Raw genomic sequence first — 22,396 nt, forward strand, 5'->3', positions numbered from 1 at the left:
CGAGGGCTGCCGACAGGTGAGCTCGTCGTGGCGATTCGGACGACACGCGAGTCAGTACGTAGAACATCTCCAGATTACATTCGAGAAGGATCAGAGTGAACGTCGTCCCCGATCTGAGTGTCGCGTATCGGACGCTTTCCGACAACATCCAGCGCGTGGTCCAAGGCAAGCCCGAGATTGTCCGCATGGCGATCGTGGCCTTGTTCGCGGAGGGACACCTGCTGCTGGAGGACGTCCCAGGGCTGGGTAAGACCACTCTGGCCCGCAGTATCGCCCGCAGCATCGGCGGCGAGTGGAAGCGCGTCCAGTTCACGCCTGACGTGCTGCCCGGTGACATCACCGGGACGATGGTGTGGCACCAGAGCAGCGGACGGTTCGAGTTCCACCGGGGTGGCATCTTCGCCAACGTCGTCCTCGCTGACGAGATCAACCGAGGCACGCCCAAGACCCAGTCCGCGTTGCTCGAGGTGATGGCAGAGCGAAAGGTCACGGTCGACTCCGAGACACACCCGGTGCCGCGTCCGTTCCTGGTTGTCGCCACTCAGAACCCGATCGAGCTCGAGGGCACCTATCGGCTCCCGGAGGCCCAGCTCGACCGCTTCATGATGCGGCTGTCGGTGGGCTACCCCGATCACGACGCGGAGGTGCGAATCGTGCTGGGGGATGCGACCGGACTCGACCCGGATCTGCTCGCTCCCGTCCTCGACATCGCCACGCTCCAGCAGATCATCACCGCCGTGCAGCAGCTGCACATCGACCCGCACGTCGCCTCGTACGCGGTCCGCGTCGCGTCGGCCACCCGCTCGCACCCCGATATCCGTTACGGCGCCAGCCCGCGCGGGAGCGTCGCACTCATCCGGGCAGCTCGAGCCTCGGCAGCGATCGAGAATCGTCGCTACGTCACCCCGGACGACGTGAAGGCCGTGGCGTACCCGGTCCTCGAGCATCGCCTGATCCTCACCCCGGAAGCCGAACTCAACCGGCGCTCGACGACAGATGTTCTGGCTGATGTCCTGGCCACCACATCGGTTCCGATCGCTTCGGCGCGCTGACATGCGCCCCACCCGTCGGGGCATCGCGGTTCTGGTGTGTGCGGTGGCGCTCTATCTGACCGGGCTGGCGCTGGGCATGACCCTGCTCCGCGCTCTTGGTGGCTGCGCACTGGGCGCGTTCCTCGTCGCTGTCGCACCCGTGTTCTCCCGGGTCAGACCTGCGGTCGCACGTGCGGTTCACCCGGATCGAGTGCAGCGGGGCGGCACTGCGTTCGCCGAGCTCGTCGTCGGTAATGGAGGGGCTGTCCGACAGGCCGCATTCATCGCCTGCGACACGATCGGAGACGAGGTCCGCGAGATCTCGGTCCGAGCTCTCCCCGCCGGCGGCTCGGCCCGGTACCGCTACGAGATTCCCACCGACCGGAGGGGGCGGATCCCGTTGGGGCCTTTGTCGATCGAGCGGTCGGACCTGCTCGGCCTCGCTCGTGCTCGTGGCGAGATCGGCGAGGTGACGGAGCTGAGGGTCTACCCGAAGCGGCACCCCGTCCGGCTCTCCTCGGCCGGCCGGGCTCGCCACCACCACGAGGGCGAGCCCCCGCCGCAGTCGATGCGTGGATCCACGGACCTGCGGGCGCTGCGGGAATACGTGATCGGGGACGAACGACGTCACCTGCACTGGAAGGCAACAGCCCGAACCGGACAGCTGATGGTTCGTGAATACGCGGACCCGGCTCAACCGTGGATGGTGGTACTCCTCGACACCCGGTCCACTGTGCTGCCGACGGAGCGATTCGAGGAGGCGGTGGAGATCGTGGCCTCCCTGCTCTGGGAGGCGGGAGAGAAAGGTCGGCCCTCGCGCCTGTGCACCGCCTCCGGGCTGCGTCACGACGTCGTCGGTGGGGCGAGAGGCATCCGGGAGGTACTGGATCTCCTCTGCGAGGTGCGTCAGGAGGACGGCGTCAAGATCGGTCTCGACCTCGGAGGGCTCGGCGGGATGCAGGGTGACGGCCTACTGGTCTACGTCGGCGGTGCCGGGCGGGAGGTGCGTGTTCCCGGCCGTCGGTTCGCACGGACCGTGGCCTTCGATCTGACCGCGAACACGGTGAGTCGCGGTAGCGATGGGCTCCTCACCGTTCGCGCTCCGACCGCCGTCGAGGCGCTGGCAACGTGGAACGCGGTGATGACGCGATGACGTCGAGGTTGTCTGGGGTCGGCGTCGTTCTGGCGGCCCTCGTCGCCGGCCTGGGATTCAGCGAGGTGTTCGCTGTCTCAGCACTGGCCGGACCGCTCGTCGCCGTGCTGCTACCGGTGGCCCTGATGGACCATCTCGCGCTCCGTCACGAGCGGCTGGCGCACGTCCGTCCGCTGCTCGGTTTCATGGGCGGGGCCGTCGTTGGCCTCGTGGTGGTGTCGCTCCCCGGTACCCCATGGGGAGACTCGGGACGTGCGGTCCTGAACGGCGTGGTCGACGGGTGGATACGCACACTCGAATCCACCCTCCCAGCGCGCCCCGAGGGGCATCTGCTTGTGTTCGTGCCGCTACTGGCGCTGCTCGCGGCCGTCATCGGACTCGAGTGGCTGCGGCGGGGCTTCGCACCCCTCGTCACGCTGCTTCCCAGCGCCGTGTTGCTCCTCCTCGGACAGGCGTTCCGCGCCGCGTCGGGGTGGAACGCCGTCGCCCTGGCGATCGGATACGGCGTCGCGGCGGCGATCGTTCTGGCCGCAGGTCGAAGGTCCGCCGCCTCAGATCTCACCGCGCGACGGCTGACCGATGTCACCGCCCTCGCGGCGCCGGCCCTCCTGGTGGCCGGCCTGGGAGCGTGGGGTCTCGCCGAGGCCGATCCCCTCGGCCTGCCGACCTATTCGGTGCAGGACAGGATGCAGGTCACCCAGGTGCCGTCCGGCACGGTCAACCCCTTGACCGAGATCGGGGGGCGGCTGGACGCCCCGGGTACCGTCGTGTTCACCGCGCACACGAGTGCCCCGGTAGATCGCTGGCCGCAGCTCGTGCTCGATGGTTTCGACGGTGCCGGGTGGACCAGCAGCGCCACCTATCGGCCGCTGGGCGCAGCCCTGGACGGCGATCCATCGGTGACCGTGCCCCGGCGAAGCTTCGACGCCGAGATCAGTCTCGGCCCTGGAGCCGACGGTCCGTGGTTGCCCAGCCAGAACAGGACCGAGTCCGTCGAGGGGCTGAGCCCCGCCGTTGACGCGGCCACCGGCACGCTGCTCGACCCTGATCGCGGTGTCGGGTCGAGTTACCACCTGCGGTGGAGCGCGGCCCAGCCCGGACGGGAGCAGCTCGTCGGAGCCAGAGTGAATTCCGCCGTACCGGGGTCGGTGCAGGTCAGTGACCTGCCTGCCGGGATCGCGGCGGCCACGACCACGGCGGTCGGTAATGCTCCGCCGTCGTTCGCGACGGCCCAGAAGATCGAGACGTGGCTGAAGGACAACCACACCGTCGCGACGGGGGACGAGTTGCCGACGGGAAGCGGTAGCGCGCAACTTCTCGACTTCCTGAACCGCTCCAAGCGAGGTACCAGCGAACAGTTCGCAGCCGCCTACGTCCTCATGGCCAGTCAGGCGGGTATCCCCGCTCGGCTCGTCGTCGGCTTCCGGTCTCCGAAGCCGGACGGCTTCGGGGCTTACGTGGTCCGCAACGCCGATGCCTTCGCCTGGCCCGAGGTCGCCGTCGACGGGGTGGGATGGGTTCCGCTCGATCCCACGGGCGGCGCTCGTGAGAACCCCGAGAACGCTCCTCCGGTGACGCAGGCCGCCGATGCGTCGCAGGCGAACCCTCAGCAACCGACTCAGGCGGCGCCGCAGCAGTCGCCCGGGCCCGGTCAGACGACGCCTGCTCCGATGCCCGTCGGTCGCGGATGGTCGGTTCTGCCCGTGGTGGTCGCAGTCGTGGTCGGTCTGCTGCTGGTCTGGCTGGTCGGTGTTCCTGCCGCGAAGCGGCTCCAACGCCGGCACCGCCGCCGGGCGCACGGGGCCGAGGCAGTTGTCGGTGCGTGGCTGGACACCCGCGACCGGCTTCGTGACCACGGTGTCGACACCCATGCGGCGATGACGGTCCGAGACGCGATCGAGCCGTGCCGGACCGTCCTCAACGGCTCGTCCTCCGAGCTCGAACGGCTCGCGTGGTGCGTCGACGAGGCATTGTGGTCCGGTGGCACGATCCCACCCGGTCTCACCGACGAGGCATGGAGCGCGGCCGATGTCGTTCAGAAGGTGCTGTCGCGACGTCCTGTTGGTGAGCGCCTGCGCGCGGCCGTAGGCGTACGGGGTCTCCGCCAGTCGATGATCAAGGACTCGTGAATCGGCAGACCGCATCCCGGAGGGGCTGCACGTTGCTCTCCGAGACCGTCCCGGCCTGGTTGCTCCCCTGGACCTGGAAGCAGTACTGCTTCCCCGGTTCGACGGCGACGGAGTAGGAACTCACTCGTCCGACAAGTTCGACGGTCGCGGGTGCCCCCGGTTGTCCGACCAGCACTGCGTAGTCGAGATCGGCCCCGCCGGCAGGGTGCCAGGTCAGCTCCACCGTGGTGCCGTTGTCGACAGGCTTCTCGAGTGCGATCCCGGCAGCTTGCTCGGACGGGGCTGTCGAGGAGCTCGGAGGAGCCGGAGGGCCGGCACCGTCCCCGGGGCCGGCGAGTACGTAGATCCCGCCACCGACGACGAGGAGTGCTGCCGCGCCGACGGGGAGCATCCACCTCGGACGGGATCGGGGCTTCTCAGCTGCTGGAGACGCCCCTCCAGCCCGCAGACGGGTCGAGTCCTGTCCTGATGGGGGACCGTAGGAAGGGCCAGCCTGCGCCGACCGGATCCGTGTGTCGTCGCCCGGGATGTTCATGGGAGGGGCGTACTGCGGAGAGTCGGGTGGTGGCGCGAAGCGGGGTGCGTCGAACTGCTCCGGTCCCCGCGGCGAGTGGCTTGCGGACGGAGTGTTCGGAGGCGAGACGAGCGGGGCGCCGGGTGGCGGGGCGAACGTCGGTGCCGCCCCTCCAGCGTCCAGCGCATCCGCGACAGCGATCAGGTTGGGACGCGCTCCCGGCTCCTTCGCCAGCATCGCTGCGAGCAGATCGGCCAGCCAGGCCGGCCCAGGAGCCCTCGGCGGCTCCTGGGTCAGCACCCTGGTGACATGCGCGGCATCCGGTTCGCCGGGGCGTGGCGGAACAGGGGGAGTGCCTGTCAGCGCGGTGAAGAGGGTCGATCCCAAGCCGTAGACGTCGGTGCGTTCGTCGATCGCACCGTCATAGCGCACTGTCTCGGGCGCCGCATGCGTCATGGTGAACCCGGCGGCGACGTTGCCCTGATAGTCCCGGAGGACCGCGAGGCCGAAGTCTGCGAGGACCGGAGCACCGGTGGCTCTCAGCAGTACGTTCTGGGGGGTGACGTCGCCGTGCAGAACCCCGGCCGAGTGCGCGTAGAGCAACGCACGGGCCAGTGTGAGGCCGAGCTCCACGACTTCTGCAGCGGGACGTGGCCCTCGCTGTTGTACCTGCACCAGCAGAGAGCTGTCACAGGCCTCGGTCACCAGATAGGGCCTTCCGTCCGGCAGGACGTCGGCGCTGTAGACCTTGATCAGGTTCGGGTGCCCGTCGAGCCGCCCCACCGCCTGGCACTCGGCGCGGAACTGATCGCTCGCCGAGCGGTCGGCGAGCGTAACCCGGAAGACCTTCGCCGCGACGAATCTGTCGAGATGAGCTTGCCGGCCGCGAAAGACGTCGGCGAACCCGCCTCTGCCCAGCGGGTGCAGATCTGTCAGCCCGGGCAGGTCGGGGGTCTCGGGCGCCACCCGCCGAGAGTATCGGCAGTCGATCTGGAGGTCAGGTGCACTACCGGCTCACCGTGTCCGACAGCAATACCGGCATCCGTTCGGACGTCGTCGTCGAGTGCGCACCGACCGATCCCGTCGGTGTCGTGCTCGACCTGATCAGCTCCGTCCTACCCGTTCGCGGCATGCCGACGACGGCCGGCCAACCCCTCGATTCCACTGTGGAGGTGGCGCACTCGGCGCTGCGGGAGGGCGCTCTGCTCGTCTACGGCGGAGCCCGGGGGGCGGAAGCCGACCCGTTCACCGATGCACCCACGGCGGGAACGCGATTGCGCGTCGTCACAGGACCCTCCGCGGGAGCGGTGGTCCCGGTTTCCGGATCCCTTGAGATCGGTCGTGCGCCGGGGCTCGGCCTGGTCCTCGACGACCCGGACGTCTCGCGCGTCCATGCTCGGGTACAAGAAGGGCCGGCAGGGGCCCAGATCAGCGACGCCGACTCGGCCAACGGTCTCTTCGTCGACGGAAGGCGTGTCACGACAGCCCATCCCCTGCGTGAGGGAGAGGTCTTGCAGCTCGGGGGCTCTCGACTGGTTGTGGAGGATCCGGGGCGTGCCCGGGCTGCGCTCAGCCGCAGCGCGGACGGCGCCTACCTCCTGAACCGGGCGTTCCCGGACCGTCGCGCCCCCTTCGTCGCCCCCACGATCACCCTTCCGACCCCACTGCGCGAGGACGAATCCCGTGGGATACCCCTCCTCGCGATGGGCATCCCGATGGTCCTCGCCGTGGTGATGGCCATCGTGCTCAGATCCCCCATGTACCTGCTGTTCGGGCTGCTCAGCCCAGTGATGCTGGGCGCCAACTGGTGGACCGAACGCAGGCGCAGACGCGCCCGGGACAACCGCGAGGAAGGGTCGTACGTCGACAAGTTGCGTGTTGCGTCGATCCGGATCGAATCGGCTGTGGACGACGAGGACGCCGACCTGCGTCGTGCTCTCCCCGACCCGGCGACAGTGGTCCGGATGGCTACGGAGCTACGCCGGGATCTGTGGTCACGTCGGCCGGGAGAGGACGGGTGGCTCCGTCTGCGGATCGGCACCGCGGACCGAGCGGCGTCGGTCGAGGTCCAGGGCGAACGGCCCGCGGACTGGGTCGACCCGGTCGTACGCCGTGCTCCCGTCGGTGTGGACCTCGAAGATGCCGGAGTACTGGGACTGGCCGGCCCGCATGCCCACGAGTACCTGGGCTGGGTGCTGACTCAGATCGCGACCGGGCACAGCGCGGACGAACTGGTCGTCACCGTCCTCGCTCCTGAGGCGGCGGAGGACGAGATCGGGTGGATTCGGTGGCTGCCGCATACCCGTACAGCGACCGGGGGTGTACTCGCCGCGTGGGACGACGAGTCGGTACCCCCGCTCGCCCGGGAACTGAGCGGCCGCCTCGACCGGCTCGAGGCCGAGCTCCGGGGACCGCTCGGAGGACTCGGCGCGCTCGGCCGGTCGACACCCGGCCAGGTGCTGGTGGTCCTCATCGGGGCGGGCAGGCTCGTTCAGCTGCCGGTGATCGCCGATCTGCTGGTCAGGGGCCCGGCGCTCGGTTTCCGTTTCGTGTGCACCGACCACGACGAGCGGCTGCTCCCGGACAGTTGTCGTGCCGTCGTCTCCGACCGCAACGGACAGACCGTCCTACGGGTCGACAGGGGGGCAGCTCTGGTCCTGAGCCCCGACCGGCTTGCGGGGGGCACCGAGGAGATGGTGGCGAGGATCCTCGCTCCGTTGCGCCGCGTCGGAGACTCGCCGTTGGGCGGGCTCCCGGACACGGTTCGGTTCACCGACTTCGTGGACGTCGGAGATGCCGAGGCGATCCGTGCGAGCTGGCGGCTGGTGCCTGAGCGGACGGAGATCATTCTCGGACGCGGGCCGGATGGGTTGTTCACCGTGGACGTCGCGGCGGACGGTCCACACGCCGTGGTCGCGGGCACGTCCGGGGCGGGGAAGAGTGAACTGCTGCAGACGTGGGTCGGAGCGCTGGCGCTCGCGAACTCACCGGAGCGACTGTCCGTGGTGTTCATGGACTACAAGGGTGGCTCCGCGTTCCGAGATCTTGTCGCACTCCCACACGTCGTCGGCACGGTGACGAACCTCGACGAGCGTCTGGCCCGTCGAGCACTTGCTTCGCTGCGCGCTGAGCTGACTCGACGCCAGCACCAGCTCAAGCTGGCCGATGCGCAGGACCGCCCGGACTACCTTCGCCGAGCGGAACTCGACTCCGGCCTGCCTCCGTTCCCTCGTCTGCTGATCGTCGTGGACGAGCTCGCCGAGCTGAAGGACCAGCTTCCCGACCTCGTCGAGGGGCTCGTCGGTGTCGCCCGCATCGGTCGGTCGCTCGGGGTTCATCTCGTGCTCGCGACCCAGCGTCCGGCCGGTGTGGTGGACGCTCAGATCCGCGCGAACGTCAACCTGCGAGTCTGCCTGCGCACGCGAGACGAGACCGAGAGCATCGATGTGATCGAGACGGGCGACGCCGCCCGGATACCCGTCGACCGGCCCGGCCGGGCGATGGTGGGTAGCGGGGGGCCGGTGGCGGCGCTCGTCCAGACCGCGCGCATCACCACCCCGGTCCAGGACGGGAGCATCGCACCACGGCGTGCCGTGTCCTTGCCGTGGTCTGCGTCCGCGGCCCCGGCTCCCCCCGCGACCGAAGGCCTGCGCACCGATCTGCATGTTCTCGTCGAACGCGTGGCCGCAGCGGCGGACGCGGACGGGATCTCTGCGCCGTTCCGGCCATGGAGCGCTCCCTTGCCGGACCTGGTCTTGCTCGACGACCTTCCGTCGGAGCGGAGCACACTCCTTCTCGGTCTGATCGACCGGCCGGACCAGCAACGACAGGACGTCCTGTCGCTGACGACGGGGTCCGGGCACCTGGCCATCGTCGGCAGTAGCCGTACAGGTCGTACGGCGGCCCTTCGCGCAATCGCTGCGGGGCTGGCTCTGGGCAGCTCATCGGACACCGTCCACGTGCATGCCGTCGACGGCGGCCGCGGACTGGCCGCGTTGGCAGCTCTGCCGAATGTCGGAGTCGTCGCGGACGACGACGACCCCGAACGCGTCGAACGCCTGCTCGTCCGGCTGGCGGAGGAGGTCCGTCACAGGCGGCGGACGCTTGCAGGACAGGGGGCTGCGAGCACGGCTGAACTCGGGGACAGCCGGCCTCCGGACATCGTCCTGCTCGTCGACGACTGGCACGGTGTCGTAGAGGGCGACGGACCTGCCCAGGCCGCGCTCCAGGACCTGCTCGCCGCCGGAAGCACAGCGGCGGGCGTGACCGTATGTCTCGCAGGGGACGAGCGGCTGTTGCGTGGACGTCTGCTCACCCGCTTGGACCACCGCCTCTGCCTCCGTCTCAACAATCCGTCGGACGCGACGATGCTGGGACTCGGTCCACGCAACCTGCCCGACGGCCTTGCCGCCGGACGCGGGCTGTGGGCGGACGACGGCTGTGAGGTCCAGGTCCCACTACTCGCGGCCGAGCGATCCGGACCTGCTCAGGTCGCTGCACTGCGTTCGATCGCCGCAACCGCCCACGCGCGATACGGAGAGCCGCGCGACGAGCGGGCTCCGCTCCGGCTCGACCCGCTTCCCCTTCGCATCGGTCCAGTGGCTGCCGCAGCGCTTCCGCTGCGACGACTCCGGGACGTACTCGCCGGCGTGTCCGGCGACCGCATGTCCCGCCTGGAGCTTCCGCTCGTCGTGGGCCGGCCCGTACTGGTTGCCGGGCCGCCCCGCTCCGGTCGTAGCACGGCGATCACACAATTGGCCGTCGATGCCCTAGGCCGCGGCCGCAGCGTCGTCCTCGTCGCAGGCACCACGTCCGTCGTCCACGAGCTCGCGGCCGAGGCAGGGGTGCGGATCGTCGAACCGGCCGACCTCACCGAGGTCGTCTCGAGCGGGCCGGACATCGTCGTCGTCGACGACGCGGACTCGGTCGCGTTGGACGATGAGCTTGTCGTCCGGCTGTGCGCAGACCACGTGCTGGTAGTGAGCGCGACGCTGGACTCCTTCGGGTTCGGCGCCCGTGGTGTCGTTCGAGCGGCGAGCCGCCGTCCTGCGGCAGTGGTCTTGCTCAGCCCCCCGAACAATCTCGCGGCCGAGAACGTCGGGGTGAAGATCGACCGGGGGGCCGGCTTCAGCGGCCCCCCCGGCCGTGCCCTCTTCTCGGTGGATGGGGAACTGGTCCTCGGCCAGGTCGTGGACCCGGCAGCGGTCTAGGAGAATCGCAACGTTCGAGCGATGGCGTCGAAGACCTCGTCGAACTGTTCGACGAGGTCCAGATTCGGTGTGAGGAAGGAGAGCGCTGCAACCCGGGACATGCCGGCCACCGGTACGAAGTAGCGCCGAAGGCGGGCCTGCTGGGGGGCGACCCAGGCAGGGTCGTCCACCTCTGTGATTCCGGAGACCAACACGGCTTCGCCGGCGGGCAGGTCCACGGGTATGACCTCGACCCCGTCTCCGCCGAGTAGTTCCTCGAGTACGTCGGCCCCACCGATGGGTGGAGAGAGAGCCAACGTGACCTGTGCGGACATGACGAAGGGCATCTCCTCGCCCTCCACCTCGACGAGGTCGGTGTAGAACCCCGCCAGGACGACGTCTGCAGCTGCCGACAACCGCGCCAGGCGTACTGCCAACGGGGCGAGAAGCGCGGTGAGCAGCTCGCGCCCCTCGTCGGATTGCTGGATCTTCGAAGCGAGTTCCGCGGCGACATCCCCCGTGCGCGGATCGATCTCGATCCACTGCTCGGGCAGGGTGATCGCGACAGTGTCAGGAGGATTGGGCGTCATTTCATCACCATCTTCGTCAGCTGCGCGGCGTCGTACTCGGCGGCTGCCTTGCCGATCTTCCCGACGATGCCGTCGCCCATGGTGCTCGCCGCCGCGTCGCCTGCGAGCTTCTTGGCGAGCCTCGGCGCTTCCTCTTGAAGTAGGTCCTTCTCATCCGGATTGTGCCATTTCTGGATGTCCTGACTCAGATGCTGTCCGGTCTCGACAAGAGAGTCGGCGGACTTGGCGATGTTCCGCCCTGCGGCCACGACGGAGTAGGCGGTCTTGGCGCGAAACGCGGTCTGGGGGTCGACGTGCAGCTTGCCCAGCACCTTGGTCGCCCCGGGCGCGAACTTGTCAGCTGCATCGAACGGGGCGAGTACCCCTCGAACCGAGTTCGGGTCCCGGTAGTTGATGGCGCGTTTCAGCTCACCCGCCAGCTTGGTGATCGGGCCACTACGTACTGCCTTGGCTGCTTTGAGCGCCTTACTCAGGGGGGTCAGAGACAGGCCGAAGTCGATCGCTCTACCCGCGACCTGCTTCCCGCTTGCGTTGCCGTACAGGGCGGACACCAGAGTGCCGAGGAACGCAAGCCCTTTGAACGCGGCGGCCGTGATCAGGAATGCAGCGGCGATCGCGCCGACACCGGGGATGAAGGAGAGGAAGCTCAGGGCTGTCCCGATGCCGGACATCAGATCTCCGATGTCGCTCAGGATGTTGAGAAACGACTGGAACTCAGGGCGGGAGGTGAGGTCGTCCAGACCACGGCTGATCCGGCGGACGGTACTCGACGCTCCGTCCCACACCTTGTCCAACAGGCTTCGGTCGTCGTAGCCGGGAGCGTCAGCAGCTCTGATCCGTGCAGCCGCGGTGCGTGCAGCGTCGTCGCGAACGGCTGCGGCCTGATCGGCGAGACGCCGTGCCGCTTCGACTCTCGCCTGCGCACTCGCGACGTCGGACGCAGCCGCGCCGGCACGTCGACGAGCCTCGGAGGCGCGTGCGCGCGCCGCGTCCCGCTGAGCGGCGACCTGCTGCTCGTAGGTCTGCATCGCAGCCTGGTAGGTCAGGTCCAGTGTGCCGACCGTCGCGGCCTGTAACCGAGCCTGGGCGATCCTGCCGTCGGCGAGCAGGGCGGTGCCGTCGGATGCCACGGCGTCCCGCGTGGCGATGTTCCGACGGGCAGCGGCAGCATCCCGGTCGACGATCGCCGAACCTGCGTCCGACGCGGCGCGCCGAGCCGTGGCCTGCGCCTCGTCCAGGAGGTGGGCGAAGTCGCGGAGGGCCTCCGAGGCATGGCGGTGGTGCATCGCCATTCTGATGAGATCCGGACCAATCTCGGACAGCTTGTCGCGGAATGCATCGGCCGCCTGGCCACGCCACACCTCGGGGCCGGAACCTGCGTCGAGAGCCCGCAGACGGGAGGTGATCTGCTCGGCCTGATCACACACCTCGCCGAAGAGGACCGAGAGTCGGAGGGCGACGCCGGGATCCCCCGGTACGGGGTCGTGCCCGAGAGCCTCCCAACTCATGACGTCGCCGCCGCATCGCCGTCCATCGTGTCCTCCAGCATCGTCTCGGCCTTGGTGTAGAACTCGAGCGCCTTCGCGGCGTACGCCTGGCACGCCCGCAGGTTCTCGACGAGCTGTGCCCGCCCGCTCTGCCAACTCCGCTCGAAGTGGCCGACTGCCTCGGCCACCTCGCGGGCACCGATCTCGTCGCCAGGCAGCGGAGGCCGCCGGGAGTCGAGACCGTCGATCGCGCTGATGAGGGTCGCCAGCTCCCGGTGGATCCGCCCGAGTTCGCCGAAGTCGACGAACAGCTCACCCGTCGTACTCACCGGCGGCCCCCCCGCTCAGCGACCGGCGGCCTGCTGGAGGCCCTGCTCGGTCTGCTCGTAGGTGTCCGCGGCGGTCTTCAAGAAATGGCCCATGTCGTCCATTGCCTGCTGGATCGACTTGGCTCCCGCCTGCCACTCCTGCCAGCGGGACTGGAAGGCCTGGGATGCGCCGCCCTCCCACCGGGCGGCCAGGTCGGCGATCTGAGCGGTGAGCCTGGTCAGGACGTCGTGCACGTCCGCGGCGCCGGTCTGCACGCTGGTGGACTGGGTGCGCAGGTCCTGGAAGGTGACCGTGAGCTGAGCCATGGTGATCTCCTCTGGTTCGTGGTGCGTGACGTCCCGGGAGGTCCCTCGGGGTGTGGAGGACCACTGTTACCGACCGTCGACACAGCGTCGACGAAGAACTCTTCGGTGACGCCAGAGGTAACGAATCCTGCTGGAGCACCGAGCTTCCCGTCGATGACGGGGCACGAGCGGTGACCGGTCCAGAGCCGGTCGGGCGGGTCTCCGGACTGCTGGCGCCGGGCTGCATTGCACCCGCATCCGTGGATCTGAGGCCGGGCGAGGTGTGGACGGTCGGGAGGCGCGACGAACGGTTCCTGGCGCAACGACCGGATCGTGCGACCCGTCATCTCGGGGTGCCCGACCCCCGTCCCGACCTCTCGGTCAACCAGCTCGAGCTCCGCGTCGGCAGTCTTGCGGTGGCGGTCAGCTCGAGTCGAAGCGCCGGAGTCGCGGTGGACGGCGTGATCCGACCGAGTCCGGCGGTACTGGCGGCAGGAACGAGCTACGTGAGCCCCACCGTCGACGGTCTGCATCTGGACTTCGTCGTCACCATCCTGGCCGAGGACACCTTCGCTGCCGGCTACGACGCCATTCCCTCCAGCGGGACGACTCTGACGTTGCGGATCGACCTGGAGGTCGACTCGGCCCTGTGGCGAGTTGCGCATGCTCTCGCCTGGCCCTGCACCTCCGCGATGCGCCGTCCGCACGTCGTCGGGTGGTCGGGGCGGGACGTAGCCGAACGGCTGACACAGCTCGGTTGGCAGTCGGCCACCCGCAATGTCACGACCTTGGGGCAACAACTGCACACCATCGCGGAGAAGGTGGCGAACTGTCTGCTGTCCGACGGGCGGCGCGCCGACATGGTCTTCCCGTCATGGCCTCCGTGGTCGGAGGGTGAGCCGGGGGAGACCCGCGACCAGCGAGCAGAGCGCCGCAACCGCGTAGTGGCCGAAGCCCTGTGGCGGGCGCGGGCGGTCGAGTCTTCGGTGATCGACGGCACGCGCTGAGTCGGCTGAGAAGGGTGGAACCGCCTGTGAGCCGGCTCGCGGAAACAAGTGGGCCGCTCTCCTGTGAAGGAGAGCGGCCCAGTCGCTGATGGTGCGCCGTCAGGGACTTGAACCCCGAACCCGCTGGTTAAGAGCCAGCTGCTCTGCCAATTGAGCTAACGGCGCATGTGTTCAGTTGTGGTCCTGCGTGCGCCGTCAGGGACTTGAACCCCGAACCCGCTGGTTAAGAGCCAGCTGCTCTGCCAATTGAGCTAACGGCGCGTGTGGAGTTGTCGTGCCTCGCCCACGCACGGAGGATCGATCCCGGGCGTGCGATGGGATCGATCGCCGAGGCGGCGACCGGGTGAGTGACGGGACTTGAACCCGCGGCCCCCTGGACCACAACCAGGTGCTCTACCAACTGAGCTACACCCACCATGCGTTCTCCCGGGCACTCCCGGAAGCGCTGGACTACTGTAGCCCGCCCGCTCCGGGGGGTGTCAGGCGGGGGTCGTACCGCCCTCCGGGGGTGCCGCGACGTGCGCGACCGCGGCCGCGGCGGCCTGCGCCTGCTCGGTCGTCGGACCGGGCGGGGACACGAACAGCGCCTGCCGGTAGTAGGCCAGCTCGCGGATCGACTCGCGGATGTCGGCGAGCGCGCGGTGCGCGAGGCCCTTCTCCGGCTTCGCGTAGAACACCCGCGGGAACCAGCGCCGCGCCAGCTCCTTCACCGAGCTGACGTCGATCATCCGGTAGTGCAGGTACCCGTCGAGCTCGGTCATGTCCCGAGCGATGAAGCCGCGGTCGGTCGCGATCGAGTTGCCGGCCAGCGGCGCCGAGCGGGCGTCCGGGACGTGGGTGCGGACGTAGTCGAGCACCATCTTCTCGGCCTGCTCGATCGTGACCGTCGCGCGCCGGACCTCCTCGGTCAGCCCGGACCGGGCGTGCATGTCGCGCACGACGTCGGGCATCGCGTCGAGCTTCGCGTCGTCACAGGCGATCACCACGTCGACGCCCTCGCCGAGGATGTTGAGGTCGCCGTCGGTGACCAGTGCCGCGATCTCGATCAGGGCGTCGGAGCCCAGATCCAGCCCGGTCATCTCGCAGTCGATCCACACCAGCCGATCGGTCATCGTCACAGCCTAGGTGACGTCGTCGCGACCGGCGCGAGCCTCGGCCGTCACCGTCGGGGGAGTGCCCTAGGCTCGCGCCGTGGCTGACGACACACCTGCCCGCACCATCGCCGCCGGATACGCCACCGACGGAGCTGTGCTCGAGCTCGGCACCGTCCTGGTCGACGGGGTGTGCGACCCGCAGGCGCGGGTCCGGATCCCCCTGGCGACGCTGAACCGGCACGGCCTGGTGGCCGGGGCGACCGGCACCGGCAAGACCAAGACACTGCAGGCCCTGGCCGGGCAGCTGTCCGACGCCGGGGTCCCCGTCCTGCTCGCCGACGTCAAGGGCGACCTGTCCGGCATGGCCCGCGCGGGCGAGCCGGACGACAAGGTCACCGCCCGCGCGACCGACACCGGCGACGACTGGAGCCCGACCGCGTACCCGGTGCAGTTCCTGTCGCTGGGCGACGGCGGCGTCGCCGTCCCGGTGCGGGCGACGCTGACCCAGTTCGGCCCGATCCTGCTGGCCAAGGTGCTCGGCCTCAACGCCACCCAGGAGTCCACCCTCGGCCTGATCTTCCACTGGGCCGACCGGCGCGGGCTGCCGCTGCTCGACACCAAGGACCTGCGCGCGGTCATCCAGCACCTCACCTCCGACCAGGGCAAGGCCGACCTCAAGGGCATCGGCGGGGTCTCCCCGGCGACGGCCGGGGTCATCCTGCGCGCGCTGGTCAACCTGGAGGCCCAGGGCGGCGAGGAGTTCTTCGGCGAGCCCGAGTTCGACCCCGCGGACCTGATGCGTCAGATCGACGGCAAGGGCGTCGTCACCCTGCTGGAGCTGGCCGAACGCGCCGCGAACCCGGTGCTGTTCTCCACGTTCCTGATGTGGCTGCTCGCCGAGCTGTACGAGGAGCTGCCCGAGGCGGGCGACCTCGACCGGCCCAAGCTGGTGTTCTTCTTCGACGAGGCGCACCTGCTGTTCACCGACGCGTCGAAGGCGTTCCTCGACCGCATCGAGCAGACCGTCAAGCTCATCCGGTCCAAGGGCGTCGGCGTGTTCTTCTGCACCCAGCTGCCCACCGACGTGCCGAACGAGGTGCTGTCCCAGCTGGGCGCGCGGATCCAGCACGCGCTGCGGGCCTTCACCCCGGACGACCAGAAGGCGCTGTCGCGCACCGTGCGGACCTACCCGAAGTCCGACGTCTACGACCTGGAGTCGGCGCTGACCTCGCTGGGCACCGGTGAGGCGGTCGTCACGGTGCTGTCCGAGCGCGGCGCGCCCACCCCGGTCGCCTGGACCCGGCTGCGGGCCCCGCGCTCGCTGATGGCGGCCCTGCCGGTCGACGACGTCCGCGCCGACGCCGCCGCCTCACCGCTGCAGGCGAAGTACGGGCAGATGGTGGACCGCGAGTCCGCCTACGAGAAGCTCACCGCGAGCATCGCGGCCGGGCGGGGCGGCGAGGCGACGCCGGTCGAGGCGCCCCCGGCGCCCGCCCCGGAGCCGGGCCAGGCCCCGCCGCCCCCGCCGCAGGACTCGCCGGGCGGCGGGTTCTTCTCCAAGATCGGGGACTTCCTGCAGTCGCCGACCGGTCGTCAGCTCACCAACACCGTGACCCGCGAGATCACCCGCAGCCTGTTCGGGACCCGCCGGCGTCGCTGACCCACGGGTCAGGCCCGGAACGGGGTGACCGCGTCCGGGGTCACCGCGGCCATCAGCGCGACGGCGTCGGCGGGGTCGAGGTCCAGCACCTGCACCGCGCCGCCGCCCGCGGCGGTGGTCGCCTCCAGCGTCAGCACCCCGGCGTGGCGCTGGAACAGGCTCTGCCGCACCCGCCATCCGATGACGCCGTCGCGGCGCAGCGCGGTCGTCGTGCGCAGCAGCGACCCGTGCCGGGCGACGAGGTAGCGCTCGTCGAGCCGGTGGCCCAGGGCGCGGTAGCGGTCCAGCGCGAGCGGCACGGCCACCACGACCAGCGCAACGCCGACGACGACCGGCCAGACCGCGGCGTCGAACCAGGCGAACACCCCGAGGGCGACGGCCGGGACGAGCGCGGGGCCGACCGCGCGCACCAGGCGCCGGGCCCGGGCCCGCGCCGGGTGCGCCCGCAGCGGACCGTCGGTGACCGGGCCGGTCGCGCGTGCGGCCGTCGCGGCGACGGCGTGGGCGTGCGCGCGGCGCACCGGCGGGCCGAGTGCGCCGCCGCCGGAGTCCGTGTCCTCCCCGGCGAGCCCGACGGTCAGCGCCCCGGCCTGGGCGCCGCCGCCCAGGGCACGCACCAGCAGTGGCTCGGACACCGTCACCCCGCGCAGCCGCTGCTCGGACACCGACAGCGACCGCTTGGTCAGCAGGCCGCGTCGCACCCGCAGCGTGCCGTCGGGCTCGCGGCTGAGCCGGTAGTCCCACCAGCGCTCCACGAACAGCACGATGCTGCCTGCGACCATGACCAGCAGCAGGAGCCCGACCGCGACGAGCGCCGTCGCCCAGACCGGTGCGGCCGACAGCTCCCCGGCGACGGCGTCCGCGCCGGGCAGCGAGCGCGGGTCGAGGCCGGTCTCGTTGAGTACGTTCCAGCCGGCGCCGGCCAGCGCACCGATCGCGGCCAGCGAGCTGACCGTCAGCGGGGCGAAGCGCAGCGAGGACCAGCGGACCCGGTCGAGCTCTGCGCCCGCGGGGTCGACGTGATCGGCCGGGCCTGCGGTCCCGTCGCCGGCGGCCGCGTCCCCGTCGGCACCGTTGCCGTCGGCACCGTCCCCCTCGACCCGGGCCCGGTCCGCCCCGGTCCCGCCGGCGACCGCGGCCGGTCCGCGTGCCGGGGCGGGGCGGGCGAGCAGCTCGCGGCGCAGCCGTTCGGCCTCGTCGGTGGTGACGGCGTCGAGGTCGAGGCCCGCGTCCGACCCGCTCTGCCCGGAGCCGACCTTCACCACCGACAGCCCGACGAGCCGGTGCAGCAGCGGTGCGGTCAGGTCGACGGTGCGGATCCGGTCCCGCGGCACCGAGCGGCGCTGCCGGTTCAGCAGTCCGCTGTGCAGCTCGACGCGCTCGTCGGTGATCCGGTAGCGGGTGGTGCGCCAGCGCACGACGCCCACCGCGACCGCGACGACGACCGCCGCCCCCGCGATCCAGACCTGGGTGGAGTTGCCGCTGCCCGCGCCGAACAGGACCAGCACGACCAGCGCGGGGGCCAGCCGCAGCAGCGCGGTGGCCGGGCCGACGAGCAGCATCCGGCCCGGCAGCCGTCGCCAGCCGACCTCGTCGGGGGTCGTGCCGGTGCCGTCCGCGGGTGCGACGGGTGCGGGCTCGGTCACGTCGCGTCCCCGCTGTGCCGCCCGGTCGTCTCGGTGAGCCGGCGGGCGAGCTCGGCGGCGGCGTCGACGTCGAGCCCGGCGATGCGGACCGGGCCGCGGGCCGACGCGGTCGTGACGGTCACCGTCGCCAGGCGCAGCGCCTGCTGCAGCGGGCCGTGCTCGGTGTCGACGGTCTGCACCCGCGGGATCGGCGCGATCCGCCACTCCCGCACCAGCCAGCCCGATCGGGTGTAGACGGCGTCCTCGGTCACCTCCCAGCGGTGCAGCCGGTACCGCAGACCGGGCACGACGAGCGTCCCGACCAGCAGCCACAGCACCGTCAGCACCACGGTCGCGATCAGCACCCCGTGCCACGGGACCGCGGGCAGCAGGAACCACGCGACGACCTGGCCGGCGAGCAGCACGAGCGGGACCGGCACCGCCGAGAGCCGCCACCACCAGATCGCGCGGGGGTCGACCCGGTTCGCGGGTGGGCGCAACGGGAGCGGCAGCGCGTCGGTCGGGACCCCGGGTCCGGGGTCGCCGGTGCGGGGGCCGGTGGCGGTCATGGTCCCACTCTGCCGAACGGCACCCGGCGGGAGCATCCGAGCACGCCGTCGGAGATCCCACTGTGGCCGAAAGTGGGGGCCGTGGCCGACCGAGGGGTGCCGCCGAGTGGCACACCACGTGCGTCCGGGATCCGGGTCCGGGTACGAGGTGTGCCACTCGGCGGGCGACGACGGTCAGTGGGCCGGTGCGGACAGGTCGTAGACGGTGGTGCCGTCGACGGTCGTCGCGGTGTAGTGCTGCGCGACCCAGGCGGTGATCTCCGCCCCGGTGCCGCCGCGGCCACCGCCGGGACCACCTCGCCCGCCGCCGCTGACGAAGTACCGGACCTCGCCCTGCGCGACGTACTGCCGGAACCGGTCCAGGGTGGGGTAGGGGTCGCTGCCGGAGAAGCCGCCGATCGCCATGACGGCGGTGTCCCCGCCCGCGGCGAGCATCATCGACGCCGCGCCCTGCGAGCCGACGGTCGCCGCGGCCCAGCGGGCCGGACCCGCGTCCCGCAGCAGCGCGACGACCTGCGCGCCGGTCCGCTCGGTCCCCGGACCGCCGCCGGACGTCCCGCCCGGCCCACCCGCGCCGCCCTGCCCGGTTCCGCTCGGCCCGGTTCCGCCCTGCCACGCAGCGCCCTGCCCGGTACCGGCCGGGAGTCCGCCGCCGGCCGACGGGTCGGCACCGGCCGGGGTTCCGGTACCACCGGGAGCTGCCGCTACCGGGGCCCCGGTGCCGTCGGGAGCTGCCGCCGCCGGGGCCCCGGGAGCGCCGGCAGCCGCCGCGCCGGTCCCGTCCAGGCCCCGGTCCCGGTCGCCCCGCCGGTCGCGGAACCCGCCCGGGCCCCGGTCGCCTCCGGCGACCTCCGGCCCGGCGGTCGGGATGGAGCCCTCGTGCGGGGTCGCCACGGTCTGGACCGCGTAGGCCGCGGGGGCGGCGACCCCGCTCAGGACCGCGACGCCGAGTGCCACGGCGAGCCACCGCCGTCCGCGGGCGGGGACCAGCAGGGCCGCGCCGGCCACGACGCCCGCCACCAGCACCACCCAGCGCAGCCACGGCAGGAACTGCGGCGACCAGCCGAGCATCACGAACGCCCACACCGCGGTCCCGGCGACGGCGACGGCGAGCACCCCGCGGACCCACCGTCGGTCCCGGTGCCCGAGCAGCTCGCGACCGCCGACCGCGACCAGCGCCGCGATCCCGGGCGCCAGCGCGACCGTGTAGTAGGGGTGGACGATCCCCTCCATGAACGACAGCACCAGCACCGTCACCAGCGTCCAGCCGCCCCACACGAGCAGCGAGCCGCGGACGGCGTCGGTGCGCACCGCGCGGCCGCGCACCACCAGCGCTGCGACGAGCAGCAGCAGCGCGGCCGGGAGCAGCCAGGAGACCTGGGTGCCGAACGACGTCTCGAACATCCGCAGGAACCCGGCCCGACCGCCGAAGCTCCCACCACCCGGACCACCCGGCGGCATGCCGCCACCGGCGGGGGCGCCACCCGGGAACGCACCGGCCGCGGCGTCGCCCACGGTGTCACGGCCGCGGCCGCCCTCGCCGCCGACGATCCGGCCCAGCCCGTTGTAGCCGAAGGCCAGGCCGAGCGGGGTGTCGTCCCCGGACCCGCCGATGTACGGGCGGGCGTCGGCCGGCCACAGCGCGACGGCGAGCAGCCACCAGCCGGCGCCGACGACGATCCCGGCACCGCCGACGAGCAGCTGCCACACCCGTCGCCACGGACGGCCGGGTGCGGCCCACAGCCAGGCCAGGGCCAGACCGGGCAGCACCAGGAACGCCTGCAGCGACTTGGTCAGGAACGCGAACCCGAGCACCAGCCCGACCGCGGCGATCCACCGGGTCCGGCCGTCCTCCAGGCCCCGGACCAGCAGATACGCCGCCGCGACGAGCAGCAGCGTCAGCAGCGCGTCGGGGTTGTCGAAGCGGAACATCAGCGCCGCGACGGGCGTCAGCGCCAGCAGTGCCCCGGCGAGCAGCCCGGCGCCGTGCCCGGACACCCGGCGCACCGCGGCGTACAGCAGCCCGACCGCGGCGACGCCCATCAGCGCCTGCGGCACCAGCAGGCTCCAGGACGAGAACCCGAAGATCCGTGCGGAGATCTCCATCGGCCACAATGACGCGGGCGGCTTGTCGACGGTGATCGCGTTCGCCGGGTCGAGGGAGCCGAAGAAGAAGGCCGTCCAGTCGTCCGCCCCGGCCTGCACCGCGGCGGCGTAGAAGGAGTTGGCCCAGCCCGAGGCGCCCAGGTTCCACAGGTAGAACGCGCCCGTCGCGACGAGCAGCGCGGCGACCGGGACGGGCCGGGTCCAGCGGCGCGGACCGTCGGACAGGGGCGGGGGAGGGTCGGCCCGGGTGGGGAACCGGTCGAGGGTGCTGGTCATGCGGCGGTCGCCTTCTCGAGCGGTGCGGTGGTGGACCGGGTGCGGAACACCCAGGAGCGGAACAGGACGAAGCGCAGCACCGTCGCGACCAGGTTGGCCCCGACGATCACCGCGGCCTCGACGGCCAGGTGCGCGCCGGGTGCGACGACGCCGAGCACGGCGAGGGCGCCGGTGGTCAGGACGAGGCCGAGCGCGAACACGATCAGCCCCTGGAACTGGTGGGTGACCGCGCGGTCCCGGCCACGGACCCCGAAGGTGAACCGCCGGTTCAGCGCGGTGTTGGCGACCGCGCAGACCAGCAGCGCGACGACGTTCGCCGCGATCGGCCCGAGCATCCCGCGCAGGGTGAGGAACAGCAGCAGGTTCGCCACCGTCGACGCGACGCCGATCGCGGCGAAGCGGGCCAGCTGGAACGGCATCGCCCGGGGCACCCCGGGCACCTCCGGCGGGGCCAGCGGCGCCCGCCCGAGCTGCGCGCGGACCTCGGCGAGCGGCAGCGCGCCCGTCGCCAGTGCCCGGCCGACCCGCCACACGCCCTTCAGGTCCGCGACGGCCGTCGCCACGATGTCCACGCTGGAGTCCGGGTCGTCGACCCAGTCGACGGGCACCTCGTGGATGCGCAGCCCGGACCGCTCGGCCAGCACCAGCAGCTCGGTGTCGAAGAACCAGCCGGTGTCCTCGACCAGCGGCAGCAGCCGCCGCGCCACGTCGGAGCGGATCGCCTTGAACCCGCACTGGGCGTCGGAGAAGCGGGCCGAGAGCGCGCCGCGCAGGATCAGGTTGTAGCTGCGCGAGATGAACTCCCGCTTCGGGCCGCGCACCACCCGCGAGCCGCGACCCAGCCGGGTCCCGATCGCGAGGTCGGAGTGCCCGGACACGAGCGGGGCGACGAGCGGGAGCAGCGCGCCGAGGTCGGTGGACAGGTCGACGTCGCAGTAGGCGAGGACATCGGCGTCGGAGTCCGACCAGACCCGGCGCAGGGCGCGGCCGCGGCCCTTCTGCTCCAGGCGCACCGTGCGGACCTCGGGGATCTCGGCGGCCAGCCGCCGGGCGATCACCGGGGTGGCGTCGGTGCTGGCGTTGTCGGCGACCGTGATCCGGTACGAGTAGGGGAACCCGGAGGTGAGGAACGCGTGCAGGCGCCGCACCGAGGACTCCAGGTCGCGCTCCTCGTCGAAGACGGGGACGACGATGTCGAGCACGGTCCGGCCGCGGTCGGACGGACGCGCCCCGGGACGGCCCGGGTGGGTGCCGGTGGCGGGGCCGGCGACGACTGTGGTCATGGGATCGACGATCGGGGCCTGCGCTGTCGTGGCCGTGTGATCGACCTGTGCGTCGGCTGTGAGCCGGTC

General features: G+C 71.4%; 16 protein-coding genes and 3 tRNA genes. 6 read left to right on the top strand and 13 right to left on the bottom strand.

Translation table 11 applies throughout. The annotated features are described in order from the left end of the window. Positions 1-95 precede the first annotated feature (95 nt). From ZF1_RS07205 to ZF1_RS07215, 3 genes are read left to right on the top strand one after another with little or no spacing between them, the layout of a single operon-like run. Positions 96-1,052, top strand: coding sequence for an AAA family ATPase (locus tag ZF1_RS07205; protein ID WP_482636816.1), 957 nt, complete (start codon positions 96-98; stop codon positions 1,050-1,052). Positions 1,053-1,095: 43 nt separating this feature from the next. After that, positions 1,096-2,184 (top strand): DUF58 domain-containing protein, encoded by a 1,089-nt coding sequence (locus ZF1_RS07210; protein ID WP_482636817.1) that lies wholly within the window; start codon positions 1,096-1,098, stop codon positions 2,182-2,184. After that, positions 2,160-4,313, top strand: coding sequence for a transglutaminase TgpA family protein (locus tag ZF1_RS07215; RefSeq protein ID WP_482636818.1), 2,154 nt, complete (start codon positions 2,160-2,162; stop codon positions 4,311-4,313). The genes ZF1_RS07210 and ZF1_RS07215 overlap by 25 nt, the downstream gene beginning before the upstream one ends. On the opposite strand, the gene ZF1_RS07220 is transcribed toward ZF1_RS07215, so the two are convergent. Further along, on the bottom strand, positions 4,300-5,793 hold the full coding sequence (locus ZF1_RS07220) for a protein kinase domain-containing protein (protein ID WP_482636819.1): 1,494 nt from the start codon (positions 5,791-5,793) through the stop codon (positions 4,300-4,302). The genes ZF1_RS07215 and ZF1_RS07220 overlap by 14 nt on opposite strands. Before the next feature lie 53 nt (positions 5,794-5,846). Here ZF1_RS07220 and ZF1_RS07225 point away from each other — a divergent pair, with 53 nt between their 5' ends. Further along, positions 5,847-10,037, top strand: a complete 4,191-nt coding sequence (locus ZF1_RS07225; protein ID WP_482636820.1) for an FtsK/SpoIIIE domain-containing protein — start codon at positions 5,847-5,849, stop codon at positions 10,035-10,037. On the opposite strand, the gene ZF1_RS07230 is transcribed toward ZF1_RS07225, so the two are convergent. The 4 genes from ZF1_RS07230 to ZF1_RS07245 all read right to left on the bottom strand — a co-directional run bounded on the left by ZF1_RS07230 (position 10,034) and on the right by ZF1_RS07245 (position 12,728). Further along, positions 10,034-10,606, bottom strand: coding sequence for a hypothetical protein (locus ZF1_RS07230; protein WP_482636821.1), 573 nt, complete (start codon positions 10,604-10,606; stop codon positions 10,034-10,036). The genes ZF1_RS07225 and ZF1_RS07230 overlap by 4 nt on opposite strands. After that, positions 10,603-12,033 carry a hypothetical protein gene (locus tag ZF1_RS07235; protein WP_482636822.1) on the bottom strand — a complete coding sequence of 477 codons (1,431 nt, stop codon included), beginning with the start codon at positions 12,031-12,033 and terminating at the stop codon, positions 10,603-10,605. The genes ZF1_RS07230 and ZF1_RS07235 overlap by 4 nt, the downstream gene beginning before the upstream one ends. Positions 12,034-12,110: 77 nt before the next feature. Beyond that, positions 12,111-12,422 carry a hypothetical protein gene (locus tag ZF1_RS07240; RefSeq protein WP_482636823.1) on the bottom strand — a complete coding sequence of 104 codons (312 nt, stop codon included), beginning with the start codon at positions 12,420-12,422 and terminating at the stop codon, positions 12,111-12,113. A 15-nt stretch (positions 12,423-12,437) separates the two neighbouring features. Then, on the bottom strand, positions 12,438-12,728 hold the full coding sequence (locus tag ZF1_RS07245; protein WP_482636824.1) for a WXG100 family type VII secretion target: 291 nt from the start codon (positions 12,726-12,728) through the stop codon (positions 12,438-12,440). A gap of 50 nt (positions 12,729-12,778) precedes the next feature. Between ZF1_RS07245 and ZF1_RS07250 the strand changes: the two genes are divergently transcribed. Beyond that, a complete protein-coding gene (locus ZF1_RS07250; protein WP_482636825.1) occupies positions 12,779-13,714 on the top strand; it encodes a hypothetical protein in 936 nt (311 codons plus the stop codon). An 89-nt stretch (positions 13,715-13,803) separates the two neighbouring features. Here ZF1_RS07250 and ZF1_RS07255 read toward each other — a convergent pair. The 4 genes from ZF1_RS07255 to orn form a co-directional block, all read right to left on the bottom strand. Then, positions 13,804-13,879 (bottom strand) — tRNA-Lys (locus ZF1_RS07255). 23 nt (positions 13,880-13,902) lie between these two features. Continuing rightward, positions 13,903-13,975, bottom strand: a tRNA-Lys gene (locus tag ZF1_RS07260). A gap of 81 nt (positions 13,976-14,056) precedes the next feature. Further along, positions 14,057-14,129: transfer RNA gene (locus ZF1_RS07265), tRNA-His, on the bottom strand. 64 nt (positions 14,130-14,193) lie between these two features. Then, positions 14,194-14,826, bottom strand: a complete 633-nt coding sequence (gene orn / locus ZF1_RS07270; protein ID WP_073575512.1) for an oligoribonuclease — start codon at positions 14,824-14,826, stop codon at positions 14,194-14,196. A gap of 79 nt (positions 14,827-14,905) precedes the next feature. Here orn and ZF1_RS07275 point away from each other — a divergent pair, with 79 nt between their 5' ends. Continuing rightward, positions 14,906-16,468 (top strand): helicase HerA-like domain-containing protein, encoded by a 1,563-nt coding sequence (locus ZF1_RS07275; RefSeq protein ID WP_482636826.1) that lies wholly within the window; start codon positions 14,906-14,908, stop codon positions 16,466-16,468. An 8-nt stretch (positions 16,469-16,476) separates the two neighbouring features. Here ZF1_RS07275 and ZF1_RS07280 read toward each other — a convergent pair whose 3' ends face one another. The 4 genes from ZF1_RS07280 to ZF1_RS07295 all read right to left on the bottom strand — a co-directional run bounded on the left by ZF1_RS07280 (position 16,477) and on the right by ZF1_RS07295 (position 22,327). Then, positions 16,477-18,114, bottom strand: a complete 1,638-nt coding sequence (locus ZF1_RS07280) for a PH domain-containing protein (protein ID WP_482636827.1) — start codon at positions 18,112-18,114, stop codon at positions 16,477-16,479. Next, positions 18,111-18,662, bottom strand: coding sequence for a PH domain-containing protein (locus ZF1_RS07285; RefSeq protein ID WP_482636828.1), 552 nt, complete (start codon positions 18,660-18,662; stop codon positions 18,111-18,113). Before ZF1_RS07285 ends, ZF1_RS07280 begins: the two co-directional genes overlap by 4 nt. 174 nt (positions 18,663-18,836) lie before the next feature. Next, positions 18,837-21,044, bottom strand: coding sequence for a glycosyltransferase family 39 protein (locus ZF1_RS07290; protein ID WP_482636829.1), 2,208 nt, complete (start codon positions 21,042-21,044; stop codon positions 18,837-18,839). Beyond that, positions 21,041-22,327 carry a bifunctional glycosyltransferase family 2/GtrA family protein gene (locus ZF1_RS07295; protein ID WP_482636830.1) on the bottom strand — a complete coding sequence of 429 codons (1,287 nt, stop codon included), beginning with the start codon at positions 22,325-22,327 and terminating at the stop codon, positions 21,041-21,043. The genes ZF1_RS07290 and ZF1_RS07295 overlap by 4 nt, the downstream gene beginning before the upstream one ends. Positions 22,328-22,396: the final 69 nt, after the last annotated feature.

This window comes from Pseudonocardia sp. ZF1 (assembly GCF_056835605.1).

Excerpts from the sequence above, each read along its gene's own strand:
- ZF1_RS07230 (WP_482636821.1), bottom strand. The coding sequence starts at position 10,606 with ATGACGCCCAATCCTCCTGACACTGTCGCGATCACCCTGCCCGAGCAG.
- ZF1_RS07245 (WP_482636824.1), bottom strand. The coding sequence starts at position 12,728 with ATGGCTCAGCTCACGGTCACCTTCCAGGACCTGCGCACCCAGTCCACC.
- orn (WP_073575512.1), bottom strand. The coding sequence starts at position 14,826 with ATGACCGATCGGCTGGTGTGGATCGACTGCGAGATGACCGGGCTGGAT.
- ZF1_RS07285 (WP_482636828.1), bottom strand. The coding sequence starts at position 18,662 with ATGACCGCCACCGGCCCCCGCACCGGCGACCCCGGACCCGGGGTCCCG.
- ZF1_RS07290 (WP_482636829.1), bottom strand. The coding sequence starts at position 21,044 with ATGACCAGCACCCTCGACCGGTTCCCCACCCGGGCCGACCCTCCCCCG.
- ZF1_RS07295 (WP_482636830.1), bottom strand. The coding sequence starts at position 22,327 with ATGACCACAGTCGTCGCCGGCCCCGCCACCGGCACCCACCCGGGCCGT.